The organism is Reyranella sp. (assembly GCF_050185545.1).
Classification (GTDB): Bacteria; Pseudomonadota; Alphaproteobacteria; order Reyranellales; family Reyranellaceae; genus Reyranella.
Genome location: NZ_JBFWZI010000004.1, coordinates 1 through 15,968, shown reverse-complemented (window position 1 = coordinate 15,968; position 15,968 = coordinate 1). Strand labels below are relative to the sequence as shown.

The 15,968-nt window shown below is 66.4% G+C and carries 15 protein-coding genes; 7 read left to right on the top strand and 8 right to left on the bottom strand.

Features of this window, described 5'->3' with window-relative positions:
• Window positions 1-474, bottom strand: a 474-nt coding sequence (gene bfr, locus AB7O82_RS01840) for a bacterioferritin (protein ID WP_428618531.1), incomplete at its 3' end; no start/stop codon positions are given.
• Window positions 475-807: 333 nt separating this feature from the next.
• Between bfr and AB7O82_RS01835 the strand changes: the two genes are divergently transcribed.
• Entirely contained in the window at window positions 808-1,419 is a 612-nt protein-coding gene (locus AB7O82_RS01835; protein WP_428536878.1) for a superoxide dismutase, read from the top strand.
• 361 nt (window positions 1,420-1,780) lie between these two features.
• Here the strand turns inward: AB7O82_RS01835 and AB7O82_RS01830 are convergent, their stop codons facing one another.
• Window positions 1,781-3,031: an MFS transporter gene (locus AB7O82_RS01830; RefSeq protein ID WP_428618529.1), complete on the bottom strand. Its 1,251-nt coding sequence runs from the start codon at window positions 3,029-3,031 to the stop codon at window positions 1,781-1,783.
• A gap of 303 nt (window positions 3,032-3,334) precedes the next feature.
• On the opposite strand from AB7O82_RS01830, the gene AB7O82_RS01825 reads away from it, so the two are divergent.
• Entirely contained in the window at window positions 3,335-5,146 is a 1,812-nt protein-coding gene (locus AB7O82_RS01825) for a B12-binding domain-containing radical SAM protein (RefSeq protein WP_428536872.1), read from the top strand.
• A gap of 37 nt (window positions 5,147-5,183) precedes the next feature.
• Window positions 5,184-6,377 (top strand): adenylate/guanylate cyclase domain-containing protein, encoded by a 1,194-nt coding sequence (locus AB7O82_RS01820; protein ID WP_428536869.1) that lies wholly within the window; start codon window positions 5,184-5,186, stop codon window positions 6,375-6,377.
• 77 nt (window positions 6,378-6,454) lie between these two features.
• Here the strand turns inward: AB7O82_RS01820 and AB7O82_RS01815 are convergent, their stop codons facing one another.
• A complete protein-coding gene (locus tag AB7O82_RS01815; protein WP_428536866.1) occupies window positions 6,455-7,333 on the bottom strand; it encodes a TauD/TfdA dioxygenase family protein in 879 nt (292 codons plus the stop codon).
• 99 nt (window positions 7,334-7,432) lie between these two features.
• Here AB7O82_RS01815 and AB7O82_RS01810 point away from each other — a divergent pair, with 99 nt between their 5' ends.
• Both AB7O82_RS01810 and AB7O82_RS01805 read left to right on the top strand, forming a co-directional pair.
• Complete coding sequence (locus AB7O82_RS01810) at window positions 7,433-8,218, top strand: NAD kinase (protein WP_428536863.1); 786 nt, start codon at window positions 7,433-7,435, stop codon at window positions 8,216-8,218.
• The gene (locus AB7O82_RS01805; protein ID WP_428536860.1) at window positions 8,215-9,303 is read left to right on the top strand and encodes an AbrB family transcriptional regulator; all 1,089 of its coding nucleotides are present in this window, start codon (window positions 8,215-8,217) and stop codon (window positions 9,301-9,303) included. The genes AB7O82_RS01810 and AB7O82_RS01805 overlap by 4 nt, the downstream gene beginning before the upstream one ends.
• Here AB7O82_RS01805 and AB7O82_RS01800 read toward each other — a convergent pair.
• Window positions 9,287-10,102, bottom strand: coding sequence for an SDR family NAD(P)-dependent oxidoreductase (locus tag AB7O82_RS01800; protein ID WP_428536857.1), 816 nt, complete (start codon window positions 10,100-10,102; stop codon window positions 9,287-9,289). The two genes, AB7O82_RS01805 and AB7O82_RS01800, sit on opposite strands and share 17 nt — an antisense overlap.
• A 98-nt stretch (window positions 10,103-10,200) precedes the next feature.
• Here AB7O82_RS01800 and AB7O82_RS01795 point away from each other — a divergent pair, with 98 nt between their 5' ends.
• The gene (locus AB7O82_RS01795) at window positions 10,201-10,755 is read left to right on the top strand and encodes a GNAT family N-acetyltransferase (RefSeq protein WP_428536854.1); all 555 of its coding nucleotides are present in this window, start codon (window positions 10,201-10,203) and stop codon (window positions 10,753-10,755) included.
• Window positions 10,756-10,796: 41 nt separating this feature from the next.
• Here the strand turns inward: AB7O82_RS01795 and AB7O82_RS01790 are convergent, their stop codons facing one another.
• The 3 genes from AB7O82_RS01790 to AB7O82_RS01780 form a co-directional block, all read right to left on the bottom strand.
• A complete protein-coding gene (locus AB7O82_RS01790; protein ID WP_428536850.1) occupies window positions 10,797-11,693 on the bottom strand; it encodes a CobW family GTP-binding protein in 897 nt (298 codons plus the stop codon).
• The gene (locus AB7O82_RS01785) at window positions 11,690-13,324 is read right to left on the bottom strand and encodes an amidohydrolase (RefSeq protein WP_428536847.1); all 1,635 of its coding nucleotides are present in this window, start codon (window positions 13,322-13,324) and stop codon (window positions 11,690-11,692) included. The genes AB7O82_RS01790 and AB7O82_RS01785 overlap by 4 nt, the downstream gene beginning before the upstream one ends.
• A gap of 460 nt (window positions 13,325-13,784) precedes the next feature.
• On the bottom strand, window positions 13,785-14,216 hold the full coding sequence (locus AB7O82_RS01780) for a DUF1801 domain-containing protein (RefSeq protein ID WP_428536844.1): 432 nt from the start codon (window positions 14,214-14,216) through the stop codon (window positions 13,785-13,787).
• A gap of 135 nt (window positions 14,217-14,351) precedes the next feature.
• Between AB7O82_RS01780 and AB7O82_RS01775 the strand changes: the two genes are divergently transcribed.
• Window positions 14,352-15,320, top strand: coding sequence for a Bug family tripartite tricarboxylate transporter substrate binding protein (locus AB7O82_RS01775; protein ID WP_428536841.1), 969 nt, complete (start codon window positions 14,352-14,354; stop codon window positions 15,318-15,320).
• A gap of 88 nt (window positions 15,321-15,408) precedes the next feature.
• Here the strand turns inward: AB7O82_RS01775 and AB7O82_RS01770 are convergent.
• A partial coding sequence (locus AB7O82_RS01770) for a nucleoside deaminase (RefSeq protein WP_428618526.1) occupies window positions 15,409-15,968 on the bottom strand: 560 nt, incomplete at its 5' end.

Here is a 15,968-nt window from a genome sequence, read left to right as displayed (position 1 = left end):
CTTGCCTTCGCCGATCTGCGTCTGCAGGTAGTTCTGCTCGCCGACCTTGTCGACCAAGGAGAGCTCGGTCTCGAGGAAATCGATGTGCTCCTCGGCATCCTCGAGGATGTCGACGACGATCTCGCGGCTCACATAGTCCTTGGCCGACTCGCAATGGGTGACGGCGGCCACCAGTGCGGTGCGGGCGGCCTGCTCGAGCTTGAGGTCCGCCTTCAGGCATTCCACGGTGGTCTCGCCGACGCCGATCTTGCCGAGGTCCTGGAGATTCGGCAGGCCCTCCAGCACCAGGATGCGTTCGATCAACTTGTCGGCGTGCTTCATCTCGCCGATCGACTCGTCGTAGATTTTCTTTCCCAGTCGATCGAACCCCCAGTGGTTCAGCATGCGCGCGTGCAGGAAGTACTGGTTGATCGCCGTCAGCTCGTTCTTCAGGAGCTTGTTCAGCTCGGCGATGATCTGCGGGTTTCCCTTCACGGTGTTTCTCCTCGCGATGCCTGTCGCCTAGAGATATTCCGCGGTTACACGCGTGCAACCAAAACGCAATCGTTCGCCAAGAAATTTCGGCGCGAGGATCATTCGCCGAAAAAGCGGGCACAAGCAGGTTTCCAGGCAACCACGCCGCCCGCGACCCGTTGCTGGGTGAGCGGTCGTCCCCTCCTTCCGCGGCAGAAAGAAGCTGTCCCTTGAGGCTGGATTTTCTGCCAAGCTAGTTCGTCGCGCACGCTGGCGTCCCGCCGGCGTGCGCGGCGTTTATTGCCACCACTGCCCGCCCGGAACGAGACCGGGCCAGCTCGAGGATCACGCGTAATGCCTTTGGACAAAGGAAAGAACGGCTTCACCCTCCCGAAGCTCCCCTATGCGGAGGATGCGCTGGCGCCCATCATCTCCGCCCAGACCTTCTCCTTCCACTATGGCAAGCACCACAAGGCCTACATCGACAACCTCAACAACCTGATTGCCGGAACGGCCTATGCCGACATGTCGCTCGAGGACATCGTCAAGAAATCGGCCAAGGACGAGAAGGCCAAGGGCATCTTCAACAACGCCGCCCAGTCGTGGAACCACGACTTCTACTGGCACAGCATGTCCGCCAAGGGCGGAACGCCGGAGGGCAAGATGAAGAAGGCCGTCGAGGACAGCTTCGGCAGCCTCGACGACTTCAAGAAGGCCTTCAAGACGGCCGCCGTCGGCCAGTTCGGCAGCGGCTGGGCGTGGCTAGTCGAAAGCGACGGCAAGCTCGTCATCGAGACGACGGCGAACGCCGACACGCCGCTGGCGCACGGCCGCAAGCCGCTCCTGGTCGCCGACGTGTGGGAGCACGCCTACTATCTCGACTACCAGAACCGCCGTCCCGACCACATCCAGGCGTGGCTCGACAAGCTCGCCAACTGGTCGTTCGCCGAGAAGAACCTCGGTTGAGGCCTTCATTCTCCACCAGGCTGTGCCGCTAGGAGTGGACGCACATCCCCCTCCCCCTATGGCACTGGAACCAGCGCCTAATCGGGGGAGGTGCCCCGTCATACGGGGCGGAGAAGGAAGGCCGCAGACAAGAGGCTGCGGATTCCGACGTCGGAATCCGACAGATCCAGACTGGAGCTTTCCTTCTCCGGCCCTCCGGGCCACCTCCCCCAATTGCTGGCCAGATTACGGGGGCGACACCCAGCACGCCCGGCGGGCACCACGATGGTGAGAAAATCGGGCGGTACCCGCCCCGATTTTCATAGGAGGAAACATGAAAGCTCTGTCCACGCCCAATCGGGATTGCTGGGAGGAAATTGATCTACCGGTCGTTCGCAGGGGCTGACCGGTGCCAGAGGTGGCGTCGCCAGCGGAGGGCGATCAGCAGGGTGAAGACGATGCCCACCAGGCTAAAAAGGGACCCGGTGAGCGCGAAGCCCAGATGCTCGACCAGGGGACCGGACAGCAGCAGCCCGAGCGCCATGCCATAGACCGCCAGCATGCGTAACCCCATGACCCGGCCGCGGAAGGCCGGCTCGGCGGCCCGGAGCAGCAGGACCGCCATCGGAATCATACAGAAACTCTGCACCAGGCCGGCAACGAACAGGACGCTTTCCCCCCACAGCGCAACCTCGATCCACGAGAACGCCATGTTGAGGGCAAACCATGCGATCGCGCAGGCGAGCATCGTTCGGCCGGCCCGGATGCGCGGTCCGTGCATCGATATGGCCACCGATCCCGTCAAAGCCCCGCTGGCGAAGCAGGCAATCAGCCAGCCAAGCCCCGTCTGGCCGAGACCGTAGATGTCCTTGGCGACATAGGCGAGCAGCGAGCCGACCAGGGGATAGGCGGCAAAGTTGACCAGGAACGCCAGCAGCATCAGGGCGCGCAGGTCGGGTGTCGACCAGACGTAGGCAAAGGCCTCGGCAAGCGCCTTGACTGGTGAGGCGGGCATCGCCTGCTCGCTCACCACGCGAAGACGGCGAATCCCGACCTTCAGCGTGAAAGTAAGACTCGCCAGATAGGTGGCGCACACCACGGCATAGGCCAGGCCCGATCCGAGCGCGGCAACCAGCCCTGCACCGGACAGCGCGCCGACGATGCGCGCCGAATCGGCCGTCGTGCGCGACACGCCCATGGCCCGCATCAGGTAATCCGCCGGCATGGTCTCGCCGACCAGGAGGTTGCGCAGGGTGATGTCGGAGGGCCTGACCAACCCCATCAGCGTGGCCAGCACGAACACCGGCGCGGGCGCGGCCTGGCCGGTCAGGAACAGGAGCATCAGCAGGCCCGCCATCACCGCGTAGCTGGCCCGCATCAGGCATAGGAGATTGCGGTTGCCGATGCGGTCGCCCGCCATGCCGAACAGCGGCGAGATCAGCGTCCCGAGAAACTGCAGAGATCCGAATACCGCGAGGGCCAGCACCGAACCGGTCGACACCAGCACGAACCAGCCGAGAATCACACCTTCCATCTCGAATGCCCAGGAGGCGAGCAGATCGGCCGGCCATTGGAAGCGGAAGCTGGAGACCTTGAACGGTGCCAGCGCCGGGACGCGCGCAATGAGACTCAAGGTCTTGTTCGTTCCTCCCCCGGACGCCGTTGTGTCGCGTCTCGGGGCCGCGCCTACGGTGCGCGCGAACGGTGTCGACTGCAATTATCTCTTGCTCATGCCCCAATCCCACGAATTGCGGGGCTCTCGTGCCCATAGCCCTAAAGGGTGTAGGTTTTAATAGCGTAAATCGGTTTCGATTGTTGACTGCTTGCAGTTGCGTTGCAGGCCCGCTCAGAGCATTGTGGAAATCGGGATGCCGTTAAGCGGTGAGATACACACGACCGGACCGCATGCGGGTTGTTCGCTTTGGAGTCATCCGCAATGGGCAGTGCCGTGAAGAAGACCACCTTTCAATTGGTGATGATCAAGCCGACGCATTATGACGACGACGGCTATCCCATCACTTGGCTGCGATCGCACATCCCGTCAAACACCCTGGCGGCGCTCTATGGGCTGGGCGAGGATTGCCGCTCCCGGAATGTCCTGGGTCCGGATGTCGACATCGTTCTGCGGCCATTCGACGAAACCAATACGCGGGTGCGGGCCGACCGGATCACCGCCGAGGTCAAGCGCAGCGGCGGCAAGGCCCTGATCTGCCTCGTCGGCGTCCAGTCCAACCAGTTCCCGCGCGCCGTCGACCTCGCCCGCCAGTTCATCGCCGCCGGCCTGCCCGTTGCCATGGGCGGCTTCCATGCCGCCGGCTGCCTGTCAATGCTGCCGGTCGTACCGCCCGAGATCCAGGCGGCCATGGACATGGGTGTCACGATCTTTGCCGGCGAGGCCGAGGAAGGCCGCCTCGACGAGATCCTCCAGCATGCCTGGGCCGGCACGCTGAAGCCACTCTACAACTACATGAACGACCTGCCGGGCATCGAGCGCGCCCCTACACCGCGCCTGCCGCCGGCCGCCCTGGCGCGCAACGAGGGCCGCAAATCGAGTTTCGACCTCGGCCGCGGCTGTCCCTTCCAGTGCTCGTTCTGCACCATCATCAACGTCCAGGGCCGCAAGAGCCGCTTCCGTAACGCCGACGACCTCGAGGATATCGTCCGCGAGAACTACAGGCAGGGCATCACGTCGTTCTTCATCACCGACGACAACATGGCCCGCAACCGGCACTGGGAATCGTTCTTCGACCGGCTGATCGAACTCAAGGAGAACGAAGGCATCGCGGTCTCGCTGATCATCCAGGTAGACACCCAGTGCCATCGCATTCCGCGCTTCATCGAGAAGGCGCGCTGGGCTGGCGTCTACCGGGTGTTCATCGGGCTGGAGAACGTCAACCCGGACAATCTGCTGGCGGCCAAGAAGCGCCAGAACAAGATCACCGAGTACCGCAAGATGCTGCAGGCGTGGCACACGAGCGGCGCCTCGACCTGGGCGGGCTATATCCTCGGCTTCCCGGGCGATACGCGCGAGTCGATCCTGCGCGACATGGAGATCATCAAGAAGGAGCTGCCGCTCGACATTCTCGAGCTGTTCATTCTCACCCCGCTGCCCGGCTCGGAGGACCACCAGAAGCTGTGGAAGCAGGGTGTGTGGATGGATCCTGACCTCAACAAGTACGACCTGCATCATCGCGTCGTCCATCATCCCAGGATGAGCGATGCCGAGTTCGAGCAGACCTACCGCGATGCTTGGCGAACCTACTACACGCCCGAGCACATCGAGACGGTGGCGCGCCGTCACGGCTCGATCCCGGGCCGCAATCCGGCCGAGCCGGCCCAGTTCATGACCATGTTCAAGATCATGTTCGAGGCCGAAGGCATCCATCCGCTGGAAGGCGGCATTGTGCGCATGAAGTATCGCCGCGACCGGCGCTACGGCATGCCGATCGAGCCGGTGGGCGTGTTCCACTGGAAGCTGGCGCTGGAATCCTGGAGGAAGCTCAAAATCTATGGCCGGCTCGCCTGGCAGGGCTGGCGCATCGGCCAGAAGATCAGGAACGACCCGAGACGCCACGAGTACATGGATCTCGCCCTCTCGCCGGTGGTCGAGGAGGATCTCGACAAGCTCGCCCTGTTCGCCGACACGGCGGGCGGCGAAGCGGCGCTCAGCAAGCGGCGCGGCGAGGATGTGGCACGCGCCAGGGTCGCCGCCGCCAACAATATCCAGCGCCTGGAAGCCGCAGAATAACCAGGGCAGCGCCGGCTGGCGGCGCTATGCTCCGGCGATGGACGACGGCATCGCGAACAGCGTCTATCGCGACCCGCTGGCGCACTGGTTCGTCACCGAGGCCTACCGCATCGCCGACACCGGCGAACTCGTAGGCGCCGCCGGCGAGCGGCTGGTCGCGGCCGGAATCCCGTTGTGGCGGCTCGCCTATTTCCAGTTCACGCTGCATCCGGAATTCGACGGCAAGGCCTATTTCTGGCGACGCGGCCGCGGCGTCGAGGTCGCCGCAGCGGCGCCCGGGCTCAGGCAACGGACGGAGTATCTCGACAACCCGCTGCCCAGGGTGTTCGAAGAACGCAAGACCATCCGCGTGCACCTCGCCGAGGTCGAGCCGCAAGCGCCGCTCCTGAAGCAGCTCAAGAGCGAGGGCGCGACCGACTACGTTGCCCTGCCGCTCTTGTTCACCACGGGCCATGTCCAGGCGCTCAGCATCGTTTCGGATGCGGCGGGTGGCTTCTCGACGGCGGACCTCGACCGCATGTTCCTCCTGCAGTTCGCCTTCACGCGCATCGTCGAGACCCACTCCCTGCGCGACACTGCGGTGAACCTGCTCGACGCCTATGTCGGCCGCGCGGCGGGACGGCGCATCCTGGCTGGCGAGGTCAAGCGCGGCGACGGCCAGACCATCGAAGCGGTGATCTGGTACAGTGACCTGCGCGGCTTCACGCGTGCCTCCGACACCCTGCCTCGCGACGCCGTCATCACGCTCCTCAACGACTATTTTGGCGCCACCGGCGAGGCCGTGACGGCGGCGGGCGGCGAGATCCTGAAGTTCATGGGCGACGGGATGCTGGCGATGTTTCCCGTCCCGTCGCCGGCCGAGCGGGCGGCCACCGCGACCCGCGCCCTGTGGGCCGCCGCGTCGGCAGCCGAGACCATCGCGACCCTGAACGTGGCGCGCGCCGCCGCCGGCGAGGCCGACGTGCGCTTCGGGTTGGCGCTGCACATCGGCGAGGTGATGTTCGGCAACATCGGCGCCAGCAAGCGGCTCGACTTCACAGTGATCGGTCCCGCCGTCAATTTCGCTTCCCGCCTCGAGAAGCTCTGCGCCGAGCTCAACCTGTCGCTCATCGTCTCGGAGGCAATGGCCCGCCTGCTGCCGCCGAACGCCATCGGCTCGCTTGGCCGTCATGCCCTGAAGGACATCGACGAGTTGCAGGAGGTCTACGGCGTACGCGGAATATCGGCGTGAGGTCTGCCCTCTTCCGGACCGCGGGCGTCCGGCCCGCTCATGAATCATGAGCGGGCGGGACGCCCGCGGTCCGAGAGTTAATGCAGCACCGGCGGCCTGACCTCGTTCAGGCCGTCGGCGTCGGTGGCCGAGATGGTGGTGCGGATCATCGAGCGTTCCCTGGTGTAGTCCCACGGCCGGCCGCGATGGAGCATGGCGCGGTTGTCCCACATCACGGCATCGCCCTGGCGCCATTTGTGGACGTAGACGAACTCGCGCCGCGTCGCCTCGTCGAGCAGCTGAGCCAGCAGCTGGCGGGCGTCTCGATCGTCCATGCCGTCGATCGCGTAGGCGTGGCTGGCGACATAGAGCGCCCGTCGATCGTTCGTCGGGTTTCGCCAGTTGAGACGCCAGCGCACCGGCGGCAGCGCCTTGCGCTCCTCGGCATTGGCAAGGTCGGGGTGAATCTGGTCGCGGCTGTTGGCATAGGAATGGGTCGCCACGGCGTCCTTGAGGCGGGCCTGCAGGTCGGCCGGCAGGCGGTCCCAGGCGAGCCGCGTCGAGGTGAACTCGGTGTCGCCGTCGGCGCCCGGCAGCACGCGGGCAGTCAGCACCGAGGCAAGCGCCGGCGTCTTCTTGAACGAGGAATCGGTGTGCCACAGGGCGTTCGCCTGCGCGACCAGCACCTGGCGATGGTCGGGCGGCACGATCTCGCCTTTCTCGCCGATATTGGTCAGGCGCGAGTAGAAGCTGTTGGCGCCGAGCGAGGCGACCTTGGTGAGTTCCAGGGGCCCAAAGGCACGGCTGTAGGCGACCTGGATGTCGTCGGCGATCGGCTGGTCGCGGAACACCAGCAGCGAATGGGTCTCGAAGGCGGCGCGCACGGCCTTGTAGGCCTCGGCGTCAGTGGCGACGTCCAGCATGCTGACGCCCTTCACCTCGACCCCGAACCCGGGCCCCAGCGGAACCAGCTCCATCACGCTCCTCCTCGACACTTCTTCCCCACCAGCTTATCGCTACGCGACAACTGGCCACTATAGTACGAGTCTTGCATAGATGGCATTGCAGACATCCCGATGGCGTCCCCCAACAACTCGACCGCTCCCCGCCTCGCCTTCGTTTGTGCCCCGACACCGACCGCCCGGGCGGCGCGCGACCGGCTGGTCAGGCGCTATGGCGCGGTAAACCAGGCCCAGGCCGACATCATCGTGGCGCTGGGCGGCGACGGGCTGATGCTGCACGCCCTGCACAGCAACATGCGCCGGCGCACGCCGATCTACGGCATGAACCTCGGCACGGTCGGCTTCCTGCTCAATACCTTCAAGGAGCCGGGCCTGCTGCAGCGCCTTAAGAAGGCGCGCCAGGTTACGCTCACTCCGCTGCGCATGGTTGCAACCAACAATCGCGGCAAGACCGTCGACGTGATCGCGATCAACGAGGTCTCGCTGCTGCGCTCGAGCCGGCAGACCGCCCGTATCGCCGTGGTGGTCGACGGTCGGCCGCGCCTGCCCGATCTCTACTGTGACGGCATCCTGGTGGCGACGCCGGCCGGCTCGACGGCCTACAACCTGTCGGCCCATGGGCCCATCCTGCCACTCGGCGCTGGGCTGCTCGCGCTGACGCCGATCAACGCCTTCCGGCCGCGCCGCTGGCGCGGCGCCCTGCTGCCGCGACACTCCGAGGTCGAGCTCACCGTGCTCGACCCGGGCAAGCGTCCCGTCGCGGCCGCCGCCGACTCCGTCGAGATCCCCAACGTCGTCAAGGTCACGATCACCGAGGCGACCGACATCGCCCTCACCTTGCTGTTCGATCCCGAGCACGATCTCGAGGAGCGCATCCTCAAGGAGCAGTTCAATCCTTGAATAGCCCCCCGATCCCCTTCAGGCCCGAGAAGAAGCGCATCATCGGCCACGAGGGCCTGAAGCCGCTCCTGCTCGCCCTGGTGATCGGCACGATCGGCGGCTTCGTCTTCGACTACCTGCGCATGCCGCTCGCCTGGATGCTGGGCGCCTGCGTGTTCTCGACTGTCGCGGCCTTCTCCGGCCTGCGCATCGGCATGCGCATACGGCTGCGCCAGGGCATGATCATCATCATGGGCGTGCTACTGGGCGCCGGCTTCACGCCCGATCTGGTGCAACGACTCGGCCAGTGGGCCATCAGCCTTGCCGTGCTGACCGGCATGACCATGACCGGCGCGACGCTGAGTTACATGTGGTTCCGCCGCTTCACCAACTGGGACAAGCCGACCTGCTACTTCGCCGCCATGCCGGGCGGGCTGAACGACATGACCATCCTGGGCGGCGCGATGGGCGGCGAGGAACGCGCCATCGCGCTCGCCCACGCGCTGCGCATCCTGACCGTCGTGCTCACCATTCCGGTCTGGTACCGGCTGGTCAACGGCGCGCAGACCAGCGTGCTCACCATGGCGCCCGGCCCGTCCAACTACGACTGGCAGGACTACGCCATCCTCACCGCGTGCGGCATCACGGGCGCCGCTCTCGGCCGGCTGCTGCGCCTGCCGGCGAGCTTCATGATGGGACCGATGATCCTCAGCGCCATCGTTCACCTCTCCGGCGTCACCGATTCGAAGCCGCCTGGCGAGCTGGTCGCCGCCGCCCAGATCGTCATGGGCACCGGCATCGGCTGCCGCTTCGTCGGCGCCGCCATCGACCGGCTGCACAAGGAGATGGCGGCCTCGATCGGCGCCGCGATCCTGCTGATCGTATGCGCCGTCGTGTTCGCCAAGCTCACCGTGGCCATCACCGGCCTCAACCTCGACGCCACGGTGCTGAGCTACGCCCCGGGCGGCTTCGCCGAGATGAGCCTGATCGGGCTGGCGCTCGGCGTCGAGGTCGCCATGGTGGCGACCCACCATCTGTTCCGGCTGTTCCTGATCATCCTGACCGGCCCCTTCGTCTTCCGCTTCGGGATCAGGCGCGAGCGGTGATGCCGCCGTCGACCACCAGCAGGTGGCCATTCACGTAGGCCGCCTCGTCCGAGGCGAGGTAGAGGGCGGCATTGGCGGTGTCCCAGCCGGTGCCCATCTTGCCGGTCGGCGAGGCGCGGTCTCGGATGGCGATCATCTTGTCGTAGGCCTGGTTGTGATCCTTCTCGCCGCGTGCGTACTGCTCGGCCAGGAAGTCGATCATCGGCGTGTGCATAAGGCCGGGCAGGATGGCGTTGCAGCGGATTCCCTTGTCGGCGTACTGCGAGGCGATGGCGAGGGTGAGCGAGTTCACCGCGCCCTTGCTGGCGTTGTAGGCGATATAGGCGATGCCCTTGGGGCTGCGGATCGAGGCGATCGAGCTCACGTTCACGATGGCGCCCTTGCCCTGTTTCTCCATGACCGGCAGCACGTGCTTGGCGGTCAAGAAGAAGCTCTTCACGTTGACGTCGAACACGCGCTGCCATTCGTCCTCGCTGAGCTCGACCGGCCCGCCGGTCGAGCCGATGCCGACATTGTTGTCGAGCACGTCGACGCGGCCCCACTTGGCGAGGCAGGCGTCGACCATCGCCTTGACGTCGGCGTTCTTCGACGCATCGGCCTCGAAAGCCATCGCATCGCCGCCTTCCTTGGCAATCAGGCCGACCGTCTCCTCGGCGGCGGCGCGCTTACGATCGACGCAGAACACCCTGGCGCCCTCGCGCGCGAAAGTGACGGCCGTGCACTTGCCGTTGCCCCAGCCAGGCCCGATCGACCCGGCCCCGACCACGATCGCCACCTTGTCCTTCAATCTGCCGGCCATGCCGCATCCTCCCCGATTCAGCCAACCCTAGCCCGATTCGCCCGGCGCTGCATCGCCGCGACGACTTCGCTTGCGCGCAGTCTGTTATGCTGGCCTCCGTGAACTTCCCCCCGCGCACCACCTCGCGCCTGCTGCTGCGCTCCATCTCCCCGGGCGACTGGCCGGCGATCCATCGCTATATGTCCGACCCGTCGGTCATGGCATGGCTGCCGCGAGACGTGCTCGATGTCGCCGGCGCACGGGCCTTCGCCGAAAAGAATGCCGGCGAGCAGGCCGAGGCGCTGGCGGTGATCGTCGCGGCTTCCGGCGAGCTCGCCGGCCACATGGTGTTCCATCCGTGGATCGTGACGCGCACCCACGAAATCGGCTGGGTGTTCGGCACGCAGCACCAGCGACAAGGCTACGCGACCGAAGCGGCGCGCTCCCTTCTCACTTACGCCTTCGAGATTCTCGGCTGCCATCGCGTCATCGCGACCTGCCAGCCCGAGAACGTCGCCTCCTGGCGCGTGATGGAAAAGCTCGGCATGCGCCGCGAGGGCCACTTCCGCGCCTGCCTCCATCGCCCACCACATGGCTGGTGGGACGAGTACTTCTATGCACTCCTGGCGGAGGAGTATTTTGCGGACACAGGATGCCTGCGCCCTGGTTCGTGACGTTTGCTGATGCTCTTCCGGACCGCGAGCGTCCCGCTCGCTCAAGAATCATGCGCGAGCGAGACGCTCGCGGTCCGGAAGAGCATGATCGGCTTCAAGCCCAGCAACACCAGCCGCGACGTCGTGCCATCGCGCCACAGGCCCTCGTCGGTGACGTCCAGTCGGCGGCCCACCAGGTGCACCACCGTGCGCCGGTCGGCAGTATCGGCGAATCGCAGGATGCCCTTGGCGCGCAACAGGCCTGGGGCGTCCTGCAGCATTGCCAGCACGCTGGCGCGATCGACCGGGTCGGGCCATTCATAGGACCAGCTCGCGAAGTCGGCAGTCGGCACTGCCTCAGACGTGACGCCCCGGTGCTCCAGCCCGAACAGAAGATCGACCGGCACGTCGGCGTGGCGGGCCTCGAGGACCGGCGCCGGCGACTGGCTCGCGAGCCAGCAGCGCAGCTGCGTCAGATCCTGGGCGAGATCGGTCTTGTTCAGCACCAGGAGGTCGGCGGCGGTGAGCTGGCGGGTGATGGTGTCGCCGACGCGGCGGTCGGCGGCGCGCTGGCGCACCTCGCCGCCGTCGACCACGACGATCACGCCGTCGCGCTGCAGGCGCGGCTCGATCACGGCGAGGTCAGCGATGCGGCCGGGATCGGCCACGCCCGACGCCTCGACGACGATGTGGTCGAAGCGCCGCTCGCCCTCGAGCAGTGCAAGCAGCGTCGTCACCAGCGAATCGCCGATGGTGCAGCACAGGCAGCCGTTGGCGAGCGCGATCGTGTCGCCGGCATGCTCCGCAACCAGCCGGCCGTCGATGTCGAGCGCGCCGAAATCGTTGACCATCACCGCGAAGCGCCGTCCGCTGTTGGCGCGCAGAAGTCGATTGAGCAGGGTCGTCTTGCCCGCCCCGAGGAAGCCGCCGATGACGGTGAAGGGGATGCGCTCGCTCACGTCTTGCGCGCTTCGAAGATCCTGCCGCCCAGCATGGTGCCCCACACGCCGACGTCCTTCAGCGCGGCGGGCGCGACGGCCAGCGGATCGTCGTCGAGGATGGCGAAGTCGGCGCGCTTGCCGACATCGATGCTGCCCAGCTCCTCGTCGAGCTTCAGCGTGTACGCCGCCCCCAGGGTGATGGCGCGCAGCGCCTCGGCGACGGAGATCTTCTCGGCCTCGCCCAGGGTGCGGCCCGACGCGGTCAGCCGGTTGACCGCGCACCAGGCGGTGAACAAGGGGCCGATCGGCGTCACCGGCGCATCGCAATGGATGGCGAACGGCACCCCGGTCGCCAGCGCCGTGCCGCAGGCGTCCATGCGCTCGGCGCGCTCCGGGCCCAGCGTGCGGGCGTGGTGGATGTCGCCCCAATAGAAGAGATGGTTGGCGAACAGGTTGGCGCACATGCCGAGCGCCTTCATCCGGCGGAACTGGCCGGCGTCGGCCATCTGCGCGTGCTGCAGGGTGTGGCGATGGTCCCAACGCGGGGCCGTCGCCAGGGCACGCTCGACCGCCTCGATCGCGACCTCCGAGGCTTCGTCGCCGTTGGTGTGGATGTGCACCTGGAATCCGGCCCGGTGCCAGGCGAGCAGGAGGCGATCGATGTCGTCCGGCCCGATGTTCCACACGCCATTGGGCGTGCCGTCGTAGTAGCCAGGCCAGCGCATGCGCGCCGAGAGGCCCTGGATCGAGCCGTCGGTGACGATCTTGACCAGCTGGAAGCGCAGCTTTTCGTTGTTCCGCTTCATCAGCGACTGCAGGCGCGGAATGCCCTGGTCGGGCGGCACCGAGGCGGCGGCGAAGGCCGGCAGCAGGCGCAGCGGGAAGTCGACCGAGGCGCTCGCCTTCAGATAGCCTTCGACCGTGCTGTCCGGCAGCTCGTTGTGCAGGTCGGTGGCGGTGGTGACGCCGGCCAGCTGGGCCACGCGGGCAAAGCGCCACACCGCCTGCTCGTCCGACAGGACCGCCGCCAGCTCGACGCCGGCGGCGCGGTAGGCCATGTACTTGGCCGTCATCTCCTGCAGTTCGCCGGTCGGCTCGCCGCGCTCGTCCTTGACGATGCCGTGCACGTTGGTGCTGCGCGTGATGCCCGCCTTGGCCAGCACAGGCGTGTTGGCGTTGGCGACATGGAAGTTGGAATGGACGATGACGACCGGACGCTCGGTCGAGATCCTGTCGGTGTCCGCGAGGTTCATGCGCCGGCCGCCGAAATAGATCGGATCGAAACCCCAGGCGAGCAGCGGCGCGCCCTTGGGCAGCCCCTTCTCGACGACGCTGAGGGCAGCCACGACCTCGTCGATGCTCTTCAGGCCCTTCGACCGTGAGCCGTCGGGACTGACGCGGTCGAAGTAGCCGACATAGGGGAACTTCCACACGCCGCCCTCGTAGGCGTGGCTGTGGCCCTCGACGAAGCCGGGCAGGATCACCTTGTCGGCGAAGCGCTCGTCGAGCTCGACCTTGCCCCATCCCCGCAGCTCTTCCAGCGTGCCGGCGCCCAGGATGCGCCCGTCGCGCACGGCGACATGGCTGACCGAGGGACGGCCGGGATTCATGGTGAGGATGCGACGGGCCGAATAGACGGTGATACTCATCTCGAAAAACGCGCCTTCCTTGCGAACCGACAGTTGGCGCGCGCAACGACTGCCCGGCACCACGGGCGGCAAGATAACACGCGCGTTGGCGAGCGCCGCTCAGGCGCTTCGACCGCGTTGTTTGCGATATCTCGCTTCCGGGCGTGGTCTCATCGCGGCACACCGAGAAAAGAATGACCCGGCATTTCAGCGTCCGCACCGTACATCGGTCTATTCCTTTTAAATCAACAGGTTAGCGCAGACCCAGGACAATGATGACCATCGTCCGCACCCCCGATCCTGCGTCCGCAGCGGACAAGATCATGTGGGAGCGCGCCACTTGAGGCGGAGTAATCTCCGCCGTGATGGCGCTCATGGGATGTGTGATCGACAAGAAGAGCGCCATCGGAGTGCCGCGCTCCCAGCGGGAAGAGTTTGTTACTTGTTGGTAGCGCGCTACCAGCCAGGAAGTCTCGAGTGATCAGCGACGCGCGGTCGTTGCGGTCGGCGCTTCCTCGCATGGTGGGTGAGCCCGAGGGCGATGCAGTGGCCCAGCTCGCGCGACGGCAGAGCCTCGGTCGCATCGAAGACGATGGCGCGATTGCCCTCGAAACCGGAAGGTATCGGGATAGAGCTGGCGGAATTCGTCGACCAGGCCGCTCTGGCAATGGAAGAAGACCGCGTAGCCGTCGCCGGCCTTGAGTCGATCGATGCGCACGGTCGTGCCGCTGCCGGTCTCCTCCGTGAGATGGCTCGGCTGGCCCCATGTCACCGTCTCGGTGAGCCGGCCGACACCGTCGGTCTGCCTGGCGGTCTCGAGCATCAGCGCGCGCAGCGCCGCCAGTCGCTTGCGCAGGATCGGCGGGTAGGCATCGAAGATCGCCGCCACCCGCGTGTCGGAAAATCGTTTCATCCGGGCGACGCTACCACGGCGAGGTCGGCTCGGCGGCGATCGTGGTCGCGCTCCTGCCCAACTTGTTGCTCTACCGTCCGGTTCGGCGCTACGAACAATCAAAGCTCTGACAAGAGCAGATTTAGGGAGAAGTCCATGCGTCGTCGCGTTTTCATCGGCTCCACTCTCGCCGCAGCGGCGGCCCAATCGGCGGCATTGCGGCCGGCGGCCGCCCAGGAGTGGCCCACCAAGCCGCTGCGCATCGTCATCCCCTATCCGCCAGGCGGACCCTCGGATGTCGCGACGCGCGTCGTCATCGAGCGCGCGGCGCAGATCCTCAAGCAACCTGTCATGTTCGACAACAAGGCGGGCGCATCCGGCATGATCGGCGCCGAGTACCTGAAGAACCAGACGCCGGACAACCACAGCTTCCTCACCACGACCACGGCGATGGTCTGCATCACCCGCCATCTGCAGTCGATCCCGTTCGACCCGGAGAAGGACTTCCGCACCGTGTCGCGCATGGCGACGTCGTGGGGCATCATGGCCATCCATCCCTCGGTGCCGGCGCGCACCCTTGCCGAGTTCGTGGCCTATTGCAAAGCCAACCCGGGCAAGGTCAATTTCGCCTCCTCCGGACTCGCGACCATCACCCATCTGTTCGGCGAGCGGCTGTGCTTCGAGGCCGACATCAAGATGACCCACGTGCCCTATCGCGGCAGCGCCCCGGCCACCAATGCCCTGCTCGCGGGCGAAGTGCAGGTCCAGTTCGACCAGACCTGCCTGCCGTACGTGAAGGCGGGCAAGCTGGTGGGCCTCGCCATGCTGTCGGAGGTGCGCCATCCCGATTTCCCCGAGATCCCGACCCTGATGGAGCAGGGCTACGGCAAGGATGGCGGCGATTCGTGGTTCGGCATCCTGGCGCCGGCCGCCACGCCGCCGGAGGTGGTCGCCCGGTTCGACAAGGCGATCGCCGAGGCCCTGCGCGCACCCGACATCGTCCAGAAGGCGCACACCGGCGGCCTGCGGGTGACCTATCTCGGCCCCGCCGACTTCCGCACCACCATCACCAACGAGACCAGGATGTTCGGCGACATCATCAAGAAAGGGAACATCAAGATTTGAGGGCGCTCATGCTCTTCCGGACCGCGGGCGTCTCGCCCGCTCATGAGAAGAGCGGGCGAGACGCCCGCGGTCCGGAAGAACATGAAGCTCAGGTCCTCTTCCGATCCATGAACATCCGGTCCGTCTCGGCGGCGAGCACACCGCCCAGCAGCAGGCCCCTGTAGAACGGCGCGGCGTCGATCACGGCCTGGGCGTTGAGGCCGATCTGATCGATGCCGGCGCGCCGGATGGCGTCGATCGACGAGGCGAAGACGGTGCCGCCGATGCCCGCCCAGACCAGCGCGCTCATGCACATCGAGCACGGCTCGCCGGTCGTGTAGAGCACGCACCCGGCCCAGCCGCGATTGCCGTGCAGGCGGACGTAGTCGCTCATGCAGGCGATCTCGCCGTGCAGGATTGGATTGGCACGACTGTCGTTGGCGCCGCGGGCGACGATCTCGCCGCTCTCCGCCCGCACGATCACCGCGCCGAAGGGATAGACGGGGTTGCGCCGTGCCTCCTCGATGGCCGCCCGCATCGCGTTCTCGTGCTGGTCGCGGGAGATCGGCGGCAGGGCGGCGCCGGCCGGCCGGGCGCCGGCGACGCAGACCAGGGCTCCGGCGGACAGCACGAGCGCGCGCTTGGTAATCATGTCTTCAACTCCCCATC